The organism is Marinimicrobium koreense (assembly GCF_003762925.1).
In the GTDB taxonomy this organism is placed as follows: domain Bacteria; phylum Pseudomonadota; class Gammaproteobacteria; order Pseudomonadales; family Cellvibrionaceae; genus Marinimicrobium; species Marinimicrobium koreense.
Genome location: NZ_RJUK01000001.1, coordinates 1,854,952 through 1,872,716 on the forward strand (window position 1 = coordinate 1,854,952; position 17,765 = coordinate 1,872,716).

General features: G+C 61.2%; 16 protein-coding genes. 8 read left to right on the forward strand and 8 right to left on the reverse strand.

The features are described 5' to 3' along the window. Positions 1-165 precede the first annotated feature (165 nt). The gene (locus tag EDC38_RS08115) at positions 166-2,727 is read right to left on the reverse strand and encodes a PQQ-dependent sugar dehydrogenase (RefSeq protein ID WP_170162878.1); all 2,562 of its coding nucleotides are present in this window, start codon (positions 2,725-2,727) and stop codon (positions 166-168) included. Between the two features lie 97 nt (positions 2,728-2,824). On the opposite strand from EDC38_RS08115, the gene EDC38_RS08120 reads away from it, so the two are divergent. Both EDC38_RS08120 and EDC38_RS08125 read left to right on the forward strand, forming a co-directional pair. After that, positions 2,825-3,568 carry a pteridine reductase gene (locus EDC38_RS08120; protein WP_123638065.1) on the forward strand — a complete coding sequence of 248 codons (744 nt, stop codon included), beginning with the start codon at positions 2,825-2,827 and terminating at the stop codon, positions 3,566-3,568. A gap of 115 nt (positions 3,569-3,683) precedes the next feature. Next, entirely contained in the window at positions 3,684-4,115 is a 432-nt protein-coding gene (locus EDC38_RS08125) for an Hsp20/alpha crystallin family protein (protein WP_123638066.1), read from the forward strand. Positions 4,116-4,147: 32 nt separating this feature from the next. On the opposite strand, the gene EDC38_RS08130 is transcribed toward EDC38_RS08125, so the two are convergent. The 4 genes from EDC38_RS08130 to tsaD form a co-directional block, all read right to left on the reverse strand. Beyond that, positions 4,148-5,557: an MFS transporter gene (locus EDC38_RS08130; RefSeq protein ID WP_246004364.1), complete on the reverse strand. Its 1,410-nt coding sequence runs from the start codon at positions 5,555-5,557 to the stop codon at positions 4,148-4,150. A 67-nt stretch (positions 5,558-5,624) separates the two neighbouring features. Next, entirely contained in the window at positions 5,625-6,143 is a 519-nt protein-coding gene (folK, locus tag EDC38_RS08135) for a 2-amino-4-hydroxy-6-hydroxymethyldihydropteridine diphosphokinase (RefSeq protein WP_123638067.1), read from the reverse strand. Beyond that, on the reverse strand, positions 6,140-6,499 hold the full coding sequence (folB, locus tag EDC38_RS08140) for a dihydroneopterin aldolase (RefSeq protein ID WP_024460995.1): 360 nt from the start codon (positions 6,497-6,499) through the stop codon (positions 6,140-6,142). The genes folK and folB overlap by 4 nt, the downstream gene beginning before the upstream one ends. A gap of 12 nt (positions 6,500-6,511) precedes the next feature. Further along, the gene (gene tsaD / locus EDC38_RS08145) at positions 6,512-7,546 is read right to left on the reverse strand and encodes a tRNA (adenosine(37)-N6)-threonylcarbamoyltransferase complex transferase subunit TsaD (RefSeq protein ID WP_123638068.1); all 1,035 of its coding nucleotides are present in this window, start codon (positions 7,544-7,546) and stop codon (positions 6,512-6,514) included. Between the two features lie 191 nt (positions 7,547-7,737). Here tsaD and rpsU point away from each other — a divergent pair, with 191 nt between their 5' ends. The 6 genes from rpsU to rdgC all read left to right on the forward strand — a co-directional run bounded on the left by rpsU (position 7,738) and on the right by rdgC (position 15,197). Continuing rightward, positions 7,738-7,953: a 30S ribosomal protein S21 gene (gene rpsU / locus EDC38_RS08150; protein ID WP_024460997.1), complete on the forward strand. Its 216-nt coding sequence runs from the start codon at positions 7,738-7,740 to the stop codon at positions 7,951-7,953. Between the two features lie 89 nt (positions 7,954-8,042). Next, positions 8,043-8,495, forward strand: a complete 453-nt coding sequence (locus tag EDC38_RS08155) for a GatB/YqeY domain-containing protein (protein WP_123638069.1) — start codon at positions 8,043-8,045, stop codon at positions 8,493-8,495. Positions 8,496-8,717: 222 nt separating this feature from the next. Further along, the gene (gene dnaG / locus EDC38_RS08160) at positions 8,718-10,706 is read left to right on the forward strand and encodes a DNA primase (RefSeq protein ID WP_123638070.1); all 1,989 of its coding nucleotides are present in this window, start codon (positions 8,718-8,720) and stop codon (positions 10,704-10,706) included. A 96-nt stretch (positions 10,707-10,802) separates the two neighbouring features. After that, complete coding sequence (rpoD, locus tag EDC38_RS08165; protein ID WP_123638071.1) at positions 10,803-12,680, forward strand: RNA polymerase sigma factor RpoD; 1,878 nt, start codon at positions 10,803-10,805, stop codon at positions 12,678-12,680. Between the two features lie 421 nt (positions 12,681-13,101). Then, a complete protein-coding gene (locus EDC38_RS08170; RefSeq protein WP_123638072.1) occupies positions 13,102-14,190 on the forward strand; it encodes an AI-2E family transporter in 1,089 nt (362 codons plus the stop codon). Between the two features lie 89 nt (positions 14,191-14,279). Next, positions 14,280-15,197, forward strand: a complete 918-nt coding sequence (rdgC, locus tag EDC38_RS08175; protein ID WP_123638073.1) for a recombination-associated protein RdgC — start codon at positions 14,280-14,282, stop codon at positions 15,195-15,197. Positions 15,198-15,442: 245 nt separating this feature from the next. Here the strand turns inward: rdgC and EDC38_RS08180 are convergent, their stop codons facing one another. From EDC38_RS08180 to lipB, 3 genes are all read right to left on the reverse strand, one after another. After that, positions 15,443-15,982: a GNAT family N-acetyltransferase gene (locus tag EDC38_RS08180; RefSeq protein ID WP_123638074.1), complete on the reverse strand. Its 540-nt coding sequence runs from the start codon at positions 15,980-15,982 to the stop codon at positions 15,443-15,445. A gap of 8 nt (positions 15,983-15,990) precedes the next feature. Continuing rightward, on the reverse strand, positions 15,991-17,004 hold the full coding sequence (gene lipA, locus EDC38_RS08185) for a lipoyl synthase (protein WP_024461004.1): 1,014 nt from the start codon (positions 17,002-17,004) through the stop codon (positions 15,991-15,993). A 92-nt stretch (positions 17,005-17,096) separates the two neighbouring features. After that, on the reverse strand, positions 17,097-17,762 hold the full coding sequence (lipB, locus tag EDC38_RS08190) for a lipoyl(octanoyl) transferase LipB (protein WP_246004365.1): 666 nt from the start codon (positions 17,760-17,762) through the stop codon (positions 17,097-17,099). Positions 17,763-17,765: the final 3 nt, after the last annotated feature.

Below are 17,765 nucleotides of genomic sequence, written 5' to 3' on the forward strand. Positions count from 1 at the left end.
GTTGTCGGATTACGCGCGTTGCGCTAATCCGACCTACGCCGCTAATCTGACCTACGCGGCTGACGGGTATTGTCGGATTACGCGCTTTGTGTCATTCCACCTTTGCAGCATTCCATCAATGGTGGATGACGGCCTGCGGCCTCCGAGGCGTCGGACCGATCCACCCTACGGGTGCTGTCGGACTTGCCATATAGTGTTGTCATCCAGGTTGGCGGCATCTCTCAATTGCAGCTCACCGCTGGCCGCGTCGACGGACAGGTACTGATTTTCGTGCCAGCGGTTGCGCCAGCGAACTGAGTCGCCCTCGCGCTCGGGAAACCATTGGGCACTCAGCCAACCCGGTTCGATGGTCCCGACCGCCGGCCGCGCCTGCTCGGCATGAATGTACTGATCCGTCCCCGTCAAGCGAATCCGGTAGTAGCTCGGGCCCTCGGGCTCCAACTGCCAGGACGCGGCCAAAGGATCTTGCGTACCGTCCTCTCCCAAGGGTTGATCAATGCCGACATTGCGCAGAATCAACGCTTCACCCACGGGTGCGAAAAAGCCCGTGCACTCGTCCATCTGCGCGATCCAGTTTTCAATCAACCCGATCCCATGGTCATCCAGTACATGACTGCCCAGAGGCGGCATACGGTTGCCATCATTGGCCATCAAGCGCTGCCACAATAGCGAGCGCTCCGGCTCGCCCGGCGCCAGCAGGCGGGCGTCCTCAATGCCCAGATCGCTCTGCATTGGCCCCACATTACACAGGTTCATGGCCTCGGGCAGCGTATCGAAGCGCAGATCCATACTGGCCTGACTGGTCCCCCCGGGGCGGTGGCAGTTGGCGCAGTTGCTGTGCAAGTAGGCGCGGGCGCGCAAATCGAGTGGGTGCGACTCATCCCGGCTGTCCACCAGGGGGTTGGCTCTCTGCCGTTGAGTCAGCGGCTCGGTCAACACCCCGATGGCCGCCAGGGTATCCAGTTGATTGGCCGTGGTGCCGACGTAGTCGAAGTCGGTATTGAGCTGACGAACTTCCAGCCCGAGACTGTCTCCCGCCGCGCTGGTGTGACACTGGGAGCACTCGGCACTGCTCGGGTAGTGCCATAACTGGCCCTGGATCTCGACGTCCTCGGCCTCGATTACCCGGCGCGCATCGGTGCCCGTGCTGGTCCAGCGGTAACTGTGCCCGACCCACCCGGTCGCGGGCTGGTTGAGCATCAGCCTCGTTTCGATCAGCTCGTCGTGCCGATAGAACTGCTTGACCAATACCGACCCCACCGGCAGATCAAAATCACCCGTCTCATCCACGTCGATGGTGGCATCGTCAGGCAGTGCGAGATAGCGGGTTTTATCCGCCCCATCGGACCAGAAGGGCTCGCGGACGCCATAAGGGATCAGCCCGTCGCCCGGCTCAGCCGGGTTATCGGGATTCATACAGCCGGTTTCCGACAGCCACTCGGGAATCGGCTCCTGCCGGGAGTCCTGCGCCTCGGCCACCAACCGGGACACCTGGCCGCCCTCGTAGTCCACCAGTAGCAACTCGCCATCGAGTTCCTCCCCAAAGGACACCACCGAGCCGCCGGTATCGAGCAGTTGGCGGCGTTCAAGATCCCCCTCGGGGGTAGTGAACAGGCCCCAGAGCAGACCCGAGGCAAAATCGCTGAACAGATAGACCCCGTATAAGTTGTCGAGCTGCTCGCCGCGATAGACATAACCTCCGGTTACCGACCGGCCATCCCCCCGCTGGTAGGAAAACACCGGCGCCTCAAAGCCACTGGTATCGGAACAGGACTGCATGACGTCGGCGCCTTCCAGGCAGGGCCAACCATAATTGGCCCCGTTGACAATCCGGTTGATCTCTTCGGTCCGGCCCTGGCCGACATCACCGGCCCAGAGTTCGCCGGTCTCCCGGTCAAAACTCCACTGCCAGGGGTTGCGCAGGCCATAGGCAAACACTTCGGGCAGACCGCCCTCTACCTGATTGCCCGGTGCCGGTGCCCCCTCGTCGGTGAGCCGCAACAGAGTACCAAAGGGGTTGGTGGGATCCTGGGCATTGCGGTTGGGATCGCCACCCGGCCCACCGTCACCAAAGCTGACGTAAAGATAGTTGTCCGGGCCAAACGCCAGACGACCGTTGTTATGAATTTCGGTGGTCTGCTGGACATGGTAAATATCGGTACGCTCCAACTCGCCAGGCCCGGATTGCACCAGACTCATCCCTTCATCGTCAGAGCGAAACCGGGCGACATAGGATTCGGGCGCAACTTCGAATGCCTCTCCACCCTCGGTCAAAGACACATAGACAAAGCCGTTCTGCTCGAAATCCGGGTGGAACGCCATACTGAACAGACCGCACTCAAAACAGTGAGTGGGCTCAAACTGCACATCGGTGTAGTCCCTCAGGTCCACAAACAGCGCCGGCGTGGGGTTTGCCTCGGACAGGTCCAGGCGCCAGATGGTGCCCCGCTGCTCCAGTACATAAAGTACCTGCTCAAGACTCGGGTGGCTGACCGCCCCGACCGGCGCGGTGAAGGTACCTTCAGGCACCAGCGGCTTGAGCGCCACCGTCGAATCCTGAGTGAAACGGGTAGCCAGACAGGTCTGATTCTCCGGCCGCTCGCTCAGGCCAGACGGTCCCGAGGGCGCTCGGGCGTCGTCATCGCTCTGTCCGCCACCACAGGCGGCCAGCAGCAGTGCCAGCGCGACACTCACCCCAGTGTGAAGGCGACGGTGAAGCGGTACCATGAATGCACTCCGGACGGTTATTATTGGCTTATTCATCGTTTAATAGACCACCAGCGTACTACGTCGGACAGTTTATTCACAGATTCAAGAGGATTTTATGACTACTGACGCTCCCGTTGCCCTACTGACCGGCGCGGCCCGTCGCATCGGCGCGGTCACCGCAAAAACCCTGCATGCCTCCGGCTACCGGGTCGTCATCCACTACCGCGGCTCGCAGCAGGACGCCGAGGCACTCAGCCATGAGCTCAACGCGCTTCGTCCCGACAGCGCCGTGGCGCTGCAAGCGGATTTGAGTCAACTGAAAGACGTTCAACAACTGGCCGAGAACGCCTTGAAACAGTGGGGCCGCATGGACGCACTGATCAATAACGCGTCCAGCTTTTACCCCACTCCGGTGGGAGAGGCGAGTGAAGAACAGTGGAACGACCTGATGAGCAGCAACCTTAAAGCCCCCTTCTTTCTTGCCCAGGCTTTGGCGGACGCGCTGAAAGAAACAGAGGGTGCCATAATCACCATGGCCGACATCCATGCCGAGCGCCCACTGAAAAACCACCCCATTTATTGTGCCGCCAAAGCGGGCAACGTAATGCTGACCAAATCTTTGGCGCGAGAGTTGGCCCCTGAAGTGCGCGTCAACGGCATCGCCCCCGGCGCCATTCTGTGGCCGGAGCAGGAGGCGGAACTGGACGATGACGGGAAAGCGACCATTCTCGATCGGGTCCCGCTGAACCGCCCCGGTGATCCCCAGGATATTGCTGACACCATTCTTTTTCTTTTAACCAAAGCGCCCTATATAACCGGACAGATTATCGCTGTGGACGGCGGTCGATCGGTGAGCTGAAACAAGGGTTTTAACACCCATTTCTTGCGCTGGATCAATTGATAAAGGACGAAACAGGACCAATATAGGTAACGCAAACAGAGACAAGCTCTGGATGTTCAAAGGAGGTGTTCTTATGAACCTGATACCACGTAGTTCAGTATTTGATATTGATAGCCTGTTCGACAATTTCTGGGCACCGCTATCAAGAAGCTCTGCTTCGATGAACGCGGATGCGTTTTCGCCCAGAGTGGATATCACCGAGAAAATGGATCATTACGAATTGACCGCCGAGTTACCCGGCGTGGACAAGAAAGATATTGACGTGACCCTGGACAACGGCATGCTGACCATCAGCGCCGAATCCCGGTTTGAAAACAAGGAAGAAAAGGATGGACGCGTCATTCGTCAGGAGAGACGCTATGGCAAGTACACTCGAAGCTTCAACCTGGGAACGGACGTCAAGGAAAAGGATATCAAGGCGGAGTTCAACAACGGAGTGTTGAAATTGAACGTGCCCAAAGTGGAGCAGAAGACGCCGGTCAGTCATCGCATTGAAATTCACTGATGACCGAATGCTGACCCACTTGAAAGCCGGGCCTAATCGCCCGGCTTTTTCTGTTCTGCCCCGGACGCCCCGCGCAACAGCGAAATGAGTGTCGCACAGGTGAGAAACGCCAGAGCCAACAGCATCGCCTGACTGAAGGTGCGCAGCAGCGGCTCGGACAGGGTTTCGTTCAGCGGCTGGTTGCCCAGGTTCCAGTAAACGAACAGATTCACCAGACTCATACCCACCAGATTACCCACCACACGGGCGAGATTGAGCGTTGCCGCCGCGACGCCCACTTCACTGGAATGCGCCGACTGCATCACCACATGGTTATTCGGACTGGAGAAACAGCCGAAGCCCAGCCCCACCAGAAACAGCGCCAGGACAATAAAGCCCGGTGCCGTGGCGACGCCCAGCGTACTCAGCAACCCGTAACCGCAGAGGGTGCAGAAACAGCCCGCACTGGCCAGCCAGCGGGCCGGCAGATAGTCCGACAGGCGCCCCGCCAACGGCGCCACACAGGCCATGGTGAGCGCCTGCACCAGCAGGACATGACCGGCATCCGCCGCGCTGTAACCCCGCACATATTGCAGGTACAGGCTGAGCAGAAACCCGAGCGGATAACTGCTGGCGTACATGAACAGCGCCGTCATCAGGGAGAAGGAGAACAAGCGGGACTCGCGGAACATCTGTACGCGAATCAGCGGCTGCTCCCGGCGAGCCTGGCGGCGAATGAACACCACCAGTAAAACGAAAGAAAAGGCCAGTACCGCGCTCTGCCACAACCCGGGCAGCCCGGTCAGGCCGATAACCAGGGCAATGGCCCAGAGCGCAAAAGTCAGGGCGCCGCCCCAATCAAACCGGTTTTCGCGCTCGCCGAACCAGTCTCCGGACACCCGCCAGGCAATCAGTGACACCACCAACACCACAATCGGCAAAGGCAGCAGGAAGACAAACCGCCAGCCGAAGGCATCGGTCACCCAACCGCCCAAGGCCGGCGCCAAGGTCAGGCCGAAGTACACGCAGGCCGCATTGAGCCCCAGGGGTAAACCGCGCTTCTCCGGTGGAAACACCGAAATCAGCAGGGCCATGCTGGTGGCAAACATCATCGCCGCCCCCATCCCCTGAAAGAAGCGCAGCACCAGTACCATTTCAATGGAGTTGACGAAAAATGCCAGGGCACTGGCGCTACTGTTGAGCGCAATGCCCCAGAGAAAGACCCGTTTGCGGCCCACCTGGTCGGCCAGCTTGCCCGCCGGAAGCATGAAGATGATGTTGGCGATCAGGACAATGGTGGGCACCCAACTGACCAGCACCGCACTGGCGTTCAACTCCCTGGCCATAGTGGGCAAGGCGACATTCACCGAAGCCATTCCCAGAGGCGCGACAAAGGCCCCCAGGCACACAGCGATTAACACCCACCAGGGCGACACTGGCGCGGCGCGTTGCGGCTCGTTCACAGGCAACTCCACATAGAGGGCACGCCCTGCCCCGTGTCACAGGGGGCGGGCAGGGATCAAAATCAGGTCAGGACGCAGCGCGCGATACCGTCCGCCCCTGCCAGGTGAAATCCACCGGCCAGAGGTTCTGGCGCTGCTTATCGTAATCGGCCCACAGCCGGGCGTAGGTCTCGCCCTTGCTCGGGTGTAGATGGTTCGGGGCGATTTCCGCCATGGGCCAGAGTACAAAGGCGTTCTTGGTCAGCTCGTCCCGGGGCAATTGAACCCCGGCCTCCTCCCCCACGAAGTCACCGTAGGTGAGAATGTCGATATCCAGCGTTCGGGAACTGAATTTGGGGCCGGAACGACAGCGACCGTTGTCGTCTTCGATCTTTTTCAGCCGATCGGACAGCTCGGCGATGGGCTGATCGGTTCCCACCCCAACCACCAGATTGAGGAAGTTACTGCCATCAAAGCCCACCGCTTCGCTTTCGAATACGGACGAAATGGTCAACTCGCCGAAACACTCCGCCAGCGCATCCAGCGCGGCGGAGATGTGTCGATAGCGATCAATATTACTGCCCAGACTGAGGTACACCTCGGTCATGCCGGTTTTTCCCCTCGCTCGATAATCAGGCCCACATCCCGGGCACCGCGCAGGGCGCCGGGTTTGCTGAGTCGCAGGCGGACCCAGGGCACGTTGAACTCTTCCCGCACAATGGTGGCCACCTCTTCGGCCAGCGCCTCGACCAGCTGTGCATCCCGGTTTTCCAGGTGGGCGATCAGGCGCTTGGAAACCGCCTTGTAATTCAGAGCATACTGGATGTCGTCGGTTTGCGCCGCCCGGCGGATGTCCGCCGCCATTTCCAGGTCCAGACTGATGGTCTGGCGCACCTGACGCTCCCAATCATAGATACCGATGATGGTATCCACCTGCAGATCTCTGATGTAAACAATGTCCATTCCACTTCCTCGTTAAGCGCTCAGCGGCGGCAGGCTGTCCAGCGGCCAGCGGGCGCGCACGTTCACCGCCAGCGGCTCGGTCTGCCCGGCCAGCAGGCGCTGGCAGCCGGCGTAGGCAATCATGGCCCCGTTGTCGGTGCAGAACTCGTTGCGGGCATAGAACACCCGGGCGCCGATCTTCGCCAGCGCGGCCTCGAGCTCCTCGCGCAGACGCGTGTTGGCCGAGACCCCACCGGCAATCACCAGCGTTTTCTGCCCGGTCTGCTCCAGGGCACGCCGACACTTGATCACCAGGGTACCGACCACCGCCTCCTGAAAGGCATGAGCAATATCGGCACAGGTCTGCTCGTCCGGCAACCCGTCGGCCTGGGCATGCTCCGCCACCGTGTTGAGCGTATAGGTTTTCAGTCCACTGAAACTGAAGTCCAGGCCCGGTCTATCGACCATGGGCCGGGGGAAAGTAAACCGCCCTGCCCGGCCCCGCTCGGCCAGTTTGGCGATATGGGGCCCACCCGGGTAGTCCAGATCCAGCATTTTGGCGGCCTTGTCGAATGCCTCCCCGGCGGCGTCGTCGAGCGACTCCCCCAGCAGGCGGTATTCGCCAATGCCACGGACTTGTACGAGCTGAGTGTGCCCTCCGGACACCAGCAGGGCGATAAAAGGAAACTCGGGCGGGTTGTCTTCCAGCATCGGGGCCAACAGGTGGCCCTCCATATGATGAATACCCAGTGCGGGAATCCCCCACCCATAGGCCAGCGAACGCCCCACCGAGGCGCCCACCATCAGCGCGCCAATCAGCCCCGGGCCAGCGGTATAGGCCACCGCATCGATCTGCTCGGGCGAGGTTTCGGCCTCGGCCATCACCTGACGAATCAGCGGCAGCAATTTGCGCACGTGGTCCCGGGAAGCCAGCTCGGGCACCACACCACCGTATTCCGCGTGCACCGCAATCTGGCTGAACAGGGCGTGGCTGAGCAGGCCCCGCTCGCTGTCATACAGCGCCAGGCCGGTTTCGTCACAGGAGGTTTCAATACCCAAAACGCGCATAGAGAGCCTTCTAACTCGTACAGTGGGGCCAATCGAGGACCAACGGGAAAAACGAGCGCGTATCATATAGACCTGAAGCGGTAAGAACCAGTTGCAGTGCTGTCCATAACTGGTTAGAATCCACGCCCCTCGGATCCCGAAGCCACTTTTTGATCGCTTTCGGGGTGAATTAATTGAGTAAAGGTAACAGCATGCCTTCAGTAAAGATCAAAGACAACGAGCCGTTTGACGTTGCACTGCGTCGCTTCAAGCGCTCCTGTGAAAAGGCCGGCATTCTGGCCGAAGTTCGCAGCCGCGAAGCCTACGAGAAGCCCACAGCTGTCCGTAAGCGCAAGGCCGCTGCCGCTGTTAAGCGTCACGCCAAAAAAGTTCAGCGCGAAAACCGCAAGTTCCAGCGCCTGTACTAAGGCCGGAACCCGGCCTGGGCGCTTCGCGCCGGGCCCGCGCTGAATGGCACAAGCCAAGCGCTGAAGACAAGACAAACAGGAATACGCTGATGCCCCGTTCAGAATTGCAAACGCGCATCAACGACGCCCTGAAAACCGCCATGCGGGCCAGAGAAAAGGCCCGCGTGGCGGTTTTGCGTCTGGTGACCGCGGAATTCAAACGCATCGAGGTCGATGAGCGCATCGAACTCGACGACGCCCGTGTGCTGGCCATTCTGGACAAGATGGTCAAGCAGCGCCGGGACTCCGAACAGCAATACCGGGACGCCGGTCGCGCCGAACTGGCCGATCAGGAGCGCCTGGAAATTGATGTGATTCAGGAGTTTCTGCCCCAACCTCTGTCCGATGCCGAGCTGGATCAGCTGGTGGCCGACGCCATCGCCCAGTCCGGCGCCGAGGGCATGAAGGATATGGGCAAGGTCATGGGCATCCTCAAGCCCCAGGTGCAGGGGCGGGCCGATATGGCGGATGTGAGTAAGCGGTTGAAGGCGCGGTTGGGTTAAGCGTCACGTTTTGTTACGGAGGATGCGGCTCGATACCGCTGCGCTCGGCCCCTACACGACCTGCGGTGGTGTGCGTTGGGTAACGGCGGATGCGGGCTTCGCCCTTATCCGCCCTACACGACCTGCCGTGGTATGCGTAGGGCGGATAAGCGAAGCGCATCCGCCGTTACCCAAACCAAAATCCCGCTCCCCCACCCCAATTCCCCGCTACAATAAGGCGCTATGGCCGGACTGATTCCACAAAGCTTTATTGACGAGCTCCTCGACCGGGTTGACCTGGTGGAGATCGTGGACCATCGCGTCAAACTCAAGAAAACCGGCAAGAACTTCAGCGCCTGCTGCCCCTTCCACGACGAAAAAACCCCCTCGTTCACGGTCAGCCAGGACAAGCAGTTCTACTACTGCTTCGGCTGCGGCGCCAGCGGCAACGCCGTGGGATTTCTCATGGACTACGAGCGGCTCGGCTTTCCCGAAGCCGTCGAGCAGCTCGCCCATCACTGCGGCCTGGAAGTGCCCCGCGAGGAGCAGAGCCCGGCCCAGAAAGAGAAGGCCCAGGAGCGCAAGAGCATCTACAGCCTGCTGGAGCAGGCCGACCGCTACTACCGGCTGCAGCTGCGCCAGCACCCCAAGCGGATGGAAGCGGTGGACTACCTCAAGCGCCGGGGCCTGGACGGGCATATTGCCCGGGACTACGGTATTGGTTACGCCCCACCGGGCTGGGACAACCTGCTGAAAACCCTCGGCATTGGCGAACAGGAACGCCACCTGCTGACCGAGGGCGGCATGCTGATCCACCAGCCGGACCAGAACAAACGCTACGACCGCTTCCGCCACCGCATCATGTTTCCCATCCGGGACCTGCGCGGGCGGGTGATCGGCTTTGGCGGCCGGGTGCTGGGCGATGACAAACCCAAGTACCTGAACTCCCCGGAAACCCCGGTGTTCCACAAGGGACGGGAGCTGTATGGCCTGTACGAGGCCCGCCAGGCCTACCGCGAGCTGCCCCGTCTGTTGGTGGTGGAAGGCTATATGGACGTGGTGGCCCTGGCCCAGTTCGGCATCCGCTACGGCGTCGCCACCCTGGGCACTGCCTGCGGCGAGGACCACCTTGCTTTAGCGTTTAAACACACCCGGGAAGTGGTGTTCTGCTTTGACGGCGACAAGGCCGGGCGCAGCGCCGCCGAGCGCGCCCTGGCCGCCGCCCTGCCGGTGATGGAAGATGGCCGACAGGTGAAATTCCTGTTCCTGCCCGAAGGGGAGGACCCGGACACCCTGGTGCGCCAGATCGGCGCCGAAAAATTCAGCAACATGGTGGACATGGCGGTCCCGCTGGAAGATTACCTGTTCGATGCGCTCAGCGCCGACCTGAATCCGCGCAGCCTGGAGGGCCGGGCACTGCTCAGCAAGCGCGCCGCTCCCCTGCTCCACCAGTTGCCCCGGGGCGTCTTCCGGGAACTGATGTTCGACCGCCTCGCGCAGCGGACCGGCCTGAACCGGGACACCCTGATGGAGCTGGTGCACGAGCCGGTGGTGATCAAGGCCGAGCCAACCCGCGCCCCGGCCGCGCCGGTCGATATAGCGCCGGCGGACGATCGGCCGCCGCCCCCGGACTACGAAGAGCCCCCGGCCTACACCCAGGAGCCGGGCCCCACGGGGGAGGAGTACTTCGACAGCCCGGCGCCGGAGCCGGCGGCCGCCCCACCGGCACCGCCGAGCCTGTCCGGCAAGCGCTACCTGATGCCGCCGGCGCGCAAGGCCATCGGCCTGCTGCTGGCCAACCCGGCCCTGGCCGCCGAGGAGTCCCCGGAATTCTGGCTCGAACACAGCGAACCGGAGTTGCGGTCCCTGGGCCAACTGCTAAAGTTATTACGCGAGCGGCCGCACTATCAGCTACCTCACATTATCGGCCACTGGCGCGGCGTGTACGGCGCGAAGGAAGCGGAACAACTGGCGGCGATTGCCGGTCAGGATCTGCTGGTGGCCGCCGGCGCCCACGGCGCCAATCGGGCCATCAAGCCCTCCCGGGCCGACTACGACACCCGGGTGGCGTTCTGCGATTGCCTGAAGGGCGTTCATCGCCAATTGGCCGAACAGCAAAAAACCGAAGCACTCAGCCAACTGCGCCAAAAAAGCAGCGATTTTGCTGGATTAAGCCGCGAAGAGCGCGAAGCGCTGGTAAAAGCGGCTCTGGCGCACAAAACTCCACACTAAAACCGGGCGCGGGCGTTGATTTTATGGAATCAAGCCCAACATATGCGATATAATCCCGCGCTTTTCTTCCACACCTCAGGTTCGACAGGGTTCCGAATGGCAGACACCGCTCAACAGCAGCAACAATCTCGCATCAAAGAGCTGATCGCCCGCGGCAAAGAGCAGGGCTATCTCACCTATGCCGAGGTGAACGACCATCTTCCGGAGGATATTTCCGATCCGGATCAGGTGGAAGACATCATCCAGATGATCAACGACATGGGTATCCGTGTCTACGAGATCGCTCCGGATGCCGACACCCTGTTGATGACCGACGGCGATGCCTCGGCGGACGAAATTGCCGCCGCTGAAGCCGCCGCCGCACTCGCCGCAGTGGAAACCGAAGCTGGCCGCACCACCGACCCGGTGCGCATGTACATGCGCGAAATGGGCACCGTGGAGCTGCTCACCCGCGAAGGTGAGATTGCCATCGCCAAGCGCATCGAAGAGGGCGTGCGCGAGCTGATGTACTCCCTGGCCTACTGGCCCGGCGCGGCGCAGCGCGTTCTCGACGAATTCAAACTGGTTGAAGCGGAAGAGCGTCGCCTGCCGGATGTCATCATCGGCTGGCTCGACCCGTCCGACGACATCCCGTCCGTCACGGCCACCTCCAGCCAGCAGGCGGCCGCCGCTGCCGCGGATAAAAAGGAGAAAGGCAAAGACAAGGACGATGATGACGATGACGACAACAACGATCAGAACGACGAGGAAGAAACCACCTCCGGCGTCGATCCCGAAGAAGCCCGTCAGCGCTTCGACGCCCTGGCCAAGCAACTGACCAAGGCCGAGAAGACCGTCAGCAAGCACGGCCGCGACAGCAAGCAGGCCCAGAAAGAACTGGCCGAGCTGGGCGAGCTGTTCAAGTTCTTCAAGCTGCCGCCGCGTCAGTTCGACCCGATTTACAGCGAAGCCCGCACCGTACTGGATCGTGTTCGCCGGGAAGAGCGCGCCATCATGAGAATGTGCGTGCGCCAGTCCCGCATGCCCCGGAAAACCTTCATGAAGGAGTTCCCGGGCAACGAGACCAATGAAGACTGGATCCCGGGCATCATCAAGAAAAAGCGCGACTACTCCGACGCACTCAAGTCCGTCGAGGGCGAAATCGCCCGCGCCCAGCGCAAGCTGGCGCAACTGGAAGAAGAAGCGGGCCTGACCCTGGCCCAGATCAAGGAGATCAACCGGCGTATGTCCATCGGTGAGGCCCGCGCCCGCCGTGCCAAGAAGGAAATGGTCGAGGCCAACCTGCGCCTGGTGATCTCCATTGCCAAGAAGTACACCAACCGCGGCCTGCAGTTCCTGGACCTGATTCAGGAAGGCAACATCGGCCTGATGAAAGCCGTGGACAAGTTCGAGTACCGCCGCGGTTACAAGTTCTCCACCTACGCCACCTGGTGGATCCGGCAGGCCATCACCCGCTCCATCGCCGACCAGGCGCGCACCATCCGTATTCCGGTACACATGATTGAGACCATCAACAAGCTCAACCGTGTGTCCCGCCAGATGCTGCAGGAAATGGGCCGCGAACCCACCCCGGAAGAGCTGGGTGAGCGCATGGAAATGCCGGAAGACAAGGTTCGCAAGGTGTTGAAGATCGCCAAAGAGCCGATCTCCATGGAGACACCCATCGGTGATGATGAAGACTCGCACCTGGGTGACTTTATCGAGGACAACACTATTGTTTCGCCGGTGGACTCGGCCACCACAGAGGGCCTGACCGAGGCGACCCGCGAGGTGTTGGCCGGTCTGACCGCCCGGGAAGCGAAGGTGTTGCGGATGCGTTTTGGTATCGATATGAACACCGACCATACGCTGGAAGAGGTGGGCAAGCAGTTTGACGTAACCCGCGAGCGGATCCGTCAGATCGAAGCCAAGGCCCTGCGCAAGCTCCGCCATCCGTCCCGCTCAGACCACCTGCGCAGTTTCCTGGACGAGTAAATCAGACCTCGGCGGATCTAGTTAAGGTCCGCCAACGGAGAGGGTAAGTCTTTTCGAAAACGCGATGAATACATCCCTGTAGCTCCCTCTCTTCTTCCCTGAAGAGAGGGTTTCGAAAAGACTTACCCTCTCCGCTGGCTCCGCAGGATCATCAAGCAACCCGATCTGCTCACCCCTTGGGCCCCTCTTACCGCTACCACCTCTCAGCAAAAAACCATTCTGTGATGTATTATTCCATCCGGATTCCGTAAGAACCTCAGAGGGTCGGATTGCGGTGCTCTGTTCACAGACCGTAGAGCGGGGGACCCGCGATCCGAGCCTACAGGGATGTATTTACGGCGTGTCTGTGAACAGTGCACCGCAATCCGGCCCGGACGTGACGTCATCTACACACTCATAACCGAATTAAAAGGAATCAGACATGAACAGCAAAATGGAAACAAGAGCGTTTATCTGGCTATTGTTGCTGGTCTCGGTGGGTTTTCTGTGGGTGCTCAAGCCCTTCTTTGGCCCCATCTTCTGGGCCTGTGCCGTCGCCATCATCTTCTATCCCGTACAACAGCGGCTGCTGAACAAATTCAACCAACGCGAAAACATCGCCGCCCTCACCACCCTGCTGCTCTGCCTGGTCATCGTCATCCTGCCGGTGATCTTCATCATCACCTCCGTGGTCGCCGAGGGCGTCGGCATCTACCAGAAGCTGGATGAAGGTGACATCGATCTCGAACAATACATCGACCGGGTCCAGGAAAGCTTCCCGGTCATCCAGTCCGTGCTCGACCGCTTCAACATCAGTATTGATGAACTGCAGAGCCACGCGACCGACGCGGCCATGGCCACGGGCAAGTTCCTCGCGCAACACACCCTCGATATCGGACAGAATGCCTTCCGCTTCGTGCTCAATATCTGCCTGATGGTGTATCTCACCTTCTTCATGCTGCGCGACGGCTCGCGGCTGCTCGAGCTGCTGATCAAGGCGCTGCCGATTGGTGATGAGCGCGAACGGCTGCTGTTTCGCAAGTTTGCGGAAGTGACACGGGCCACGGTCAAAGGCAATATCGTGGTGGCAGCGGTTCAGGGGGGGCTCGGGGGCATCATCTTCTGGCTGTTGGACATTCCCGCCCCCATGCTCTGGGGCGTGGTCATGGCCTTTGCCTCCCTGATTCCCGCCGTCGGTGCCGCCATCATCTGGGCGCCGGTCGCCATCTACCTGCTCGCCACCGGCGACTACACCCAGGGCATTATCCTGGTAGCCTTCGGTGCGGGGGTGATCGGCCTGGTGGACAATATTCTGCGCCCCATTCTGGTTGGCCGGGACACCAAGCTGCCCGACTACGTCGTGCTGCTCTCCACCCTCGGGGGTATCGCCCTGTTCGGGATCAACGGTTTCGTCATGGGGCCCCTGGTAGCGGCCCTGTTTGTGGCCTTCTGGGGTATTTTCGTGCGCGAATTCAACTCCGAGAACACCCTGACCGGCGCCGACCGGGACTCGCTCGAGCACCAGAGCTAAGCCAACTCGCTGTGGTACACTCCCCCGCTTTCTGACCGGGCGCACTCCTTGAGAAATGCGCCCTTCACGCCTGCCAGACCGGATCGATTATGTGGTTTAAAAATCTACGCCTGTTTCAACTGACCGAACCCCTGAATGACAGCGCCGAAGCGCTCTCGGACAAGCTCAGCCAAGCGCCTTTCAAGCCTTGCGGAAGCCAGGATATGAGCCGTTTCGGCTGGGTACCGCCCGCCGGCCCAGACGCCCAGGACTACGTGCACGCCAGCAACGGCTACCTGATGGTATGCCTGAAGCGGCAGGAAAAAATCCTGCCTGCAGCGGTGATCAACGAGCATCTGGAAGAAAAGCTTGCGGACATCCGCGCCGAGGAAGGCCGCCCGGTGGGCCGCAAAGAGCGCCAGACCCTGAAAGACGAAATCATCTTCGACCTGCTCCCCAAGGCGTTCAGCAAGTCCGCCCGGGACTACGCCTTCATCGCCCCCCAGGAGCGTCTGATCCTAGTCAACTGCTCCTCCAGCAACCGCGCCGAAGAGCTGCTCAGCCAGTTGCGTGAAGCCCTGGGCAGCCTCAAAGCCATTCCCCTGACCCCGCAGCAGGCACCGGCCCAGTTGATGACCCACTGGCTGCGCGGCGAAGACCTGCCCACCGACTTTGTGTTGGGTGAAGAGTGCGAATTCCAGGCGGGCAAAGACAGCCGGGTGGTGCGCTGCAAGAACGTGGACCTGAGCGCGCCGGAAGTTTCCAGCCATCTGGAGGCCGGCATGTTCGCCAGCAAGCTGGCGCTGACCTGGAAAGAGGCGATCCATTTTGTGTTGGACGACCAGTTCGCGGTCAAGCGGTTGAAGTTTGAAGACCAGCTCCTGGAGCAGGCCAGCGACCGCAACCCGGAGACCGCCGCCGAGGCGTTTGATGCGGATTTCGCGGTGATGAGTATTGAATTGACGGCGTTGGTGAAGGCGTTGATTCAGGCCTTTGGCGGGGCGGTGGAGCCGGAGTCGGTGGTTTAGGTTTGGGGTTGGGTTACGGTGGGTGTGCGATTCGGGGTTAGGTTACGGCGGATGCGCGCTTCGCGCTTATCCGCCCTACGCATACCTGCGGAGGTTGTCGTGACGGTGGGTTACGGCGGATGCGCGCTTCGCGCTTATCCGCCCTACGCGTGTTTATACCGCTGCGCTCGGCCGTAGGGCGGATAAGGCCATAGGCCGCATCCGCCGTTACCGGACGTGACCACAAATCCAATACTTAATGCCCGCTACAACCGTCTTACGAAAATATCCACGTCGGACTGGCTGACTCTGGCCTCTCCGCCTGGCTGCCAGCCGCGTTTCTGGTAAAAGCCCTGCTGGTTGTCGGTAAACAGCCACAGCTCCGTTTCGCCCTGCTCATGGGCGTAGCGGCAGGCTTTATCCACCAACACACTGCCCAACCCTTGCCCTCTGAGCGCCTCCGGCACATACAGATTACTGAGCCATAACCGCTGCGCCCCGCCCGCACTCGCCTGATAGCGGACCAGACTGACACTGCCCAGAACTTCCGCTCCTTTACGGGCAATCAGCGTCACCGGGATGGCCTCGCGGGTGAGGTGGCGGTGCAACTGCTCCGCGCGGCGATCCAGCGAGGATTTCAGGCCGCGAGCCAGGCAATGTTCGTGGTGCCAGTGGGCGATGGTGTCGATAAAACCGCTGAGCCCCGCTGTGGAGGGCATCAGCGGTTCAATCACCAGAGAGGTGCCTGCCGCCACAGTGGCCTGTGGCGGGAAAGCGGTCGGTTGGGGGCTGGCCGTTTCGGCCATCTCGGCGCTTATTGTCCTGACGCCAGCAGCTCGTCAACCACACCCACGGCTTCCCCGTGGGCCTGTTTGTCGGCGTGGTAGCTGGAGCGCACCAGCGGGCCGCAGGCCGCGTGCTTGAAGCCCAGCTCGTGGGCAATGCGGGTGTACTCGGCAAACTCATCCGGGTGGACAAACCGATCCACCGGCAGATGGTCCCGGGACGGCTGCAGATACTGACCGATGGTGAGCATATCGATATCGTGCTCGCGCATATCCTTGAGCACCTCGATGATCTCTTCTTTGGTCTCCCCCAGGCCGACCATCAGGCCGGACTTGGTGAGCACGTCCGGACGGCGCTTCTTGTACTCTTTGAGCAGCTTCAGGGACCACTTGTAATTGGCACCGGGGCGCGCCTGACGATACAGACGGGGCACGGTTTCCAGGTTGTGGTTGAACACATCCGGCGCTTCCTGCTCGAGAATATCCAGGGCAATGTCCATCCGGCCCCGGAAATCCGGGGTGAGAATTTCCACCTGCAGATTCGGGCTGTGCACGCGGGACTCGCGGATGCAGTCGGCAAAATGCTGGGCACCGCCATCGCGCAGGTCATCCCGGTCCACCGAGGTGATCACCACGTACTTCAGGCGCATCTCGGCAATGGCCTTGGCCAGGTGCGCGGGCTCCTCTTCATCCAGCGGGTTGGGCTTGCCGTGGCCCACATCGCAGAAGGGGCAGCGGCGGGTGCAGATCTCGCCCATGATCATGAAAGTGGCGGTGCCGCCACTGAAACACTCGCCCAGGTTGGGGCAGTTGGCCTCTTCACACACCGAGGAGAGGTTGTTCTTGCGCAGGATCTGCTTGATCCGATCCACTTCCGGCGAAGCGGGTACCCGCACCCGAATCCAGTCCGGCTTGCGCTGCACCTCATCGGAGGCAATCACTTTCACCGGAATGCGCTCGACCTTGTCCGCATCGCGCAGCTTTTCACCCTGACGCAGGCGACGGGTGCGTTTGACGGGCTGTATTTCGGGGGTATCGGTCATGAAACTCTCTCGTCTCTCTATCTCTCGGCTCCGGGTAGAGCCGAGCGGCTAGTGCCTGAATGCTGTACGTACGGCCTTGTGGGCCTCCGCGATCAGCGCGGTGGGCCGGGCATTGTACACGAATAGCCTATTTTCTGTACAAAGTGCCCGACCAGGCGATCCTTGACCTCCGCCATATCCGGCGCCCTGGTCAATTGATCCGCCAATTGGGTCATCTGCAGCCCCTGATAGCCGCAGGGATTGATACGCCGAAACGGCTCCAGATCCATGGCCACGTTCAGGGCCAGGCCGTGAAAACTGCAGCCCCGGCGCACCCGCAACCCCAGAGACGCGACTTTGTCACCGGCGATATACACCCCCGGCGCATCGGGCCGGGGGTAGGCTTCAACGCCGTAACTGGCCAGCAGGCCCACCAGAGTCTCTTCCAGCGCGGTGACCAGGTCCCGCACCCCCATGCCCAGGCGGCGCAAGTCCAGCAGCGGGTAGGCCACCAGCTGGCCGGGGCCGTGGTAGGTCACCTGCCCGCCCCGGTCGGTCTGTACCACGGGAATATCCCCCGGCAGCAGCAGGTGCTCGGGCTTGCCCGCCTGTCCCTGGGTGAATACCGGGGGGTGTTCCACCAGCCAGAGCTGATCCTGGGTTTCCGCATCGCGCTCGTCGGTGAAAGCGCGCATGGCCTGCCAGACGGCGTCGTAGGGCCGACGACCGAGGTCGCTGACCTGCAGCGTCAGGGAATGCGGCGCGACAGCGGGCTTCACCGG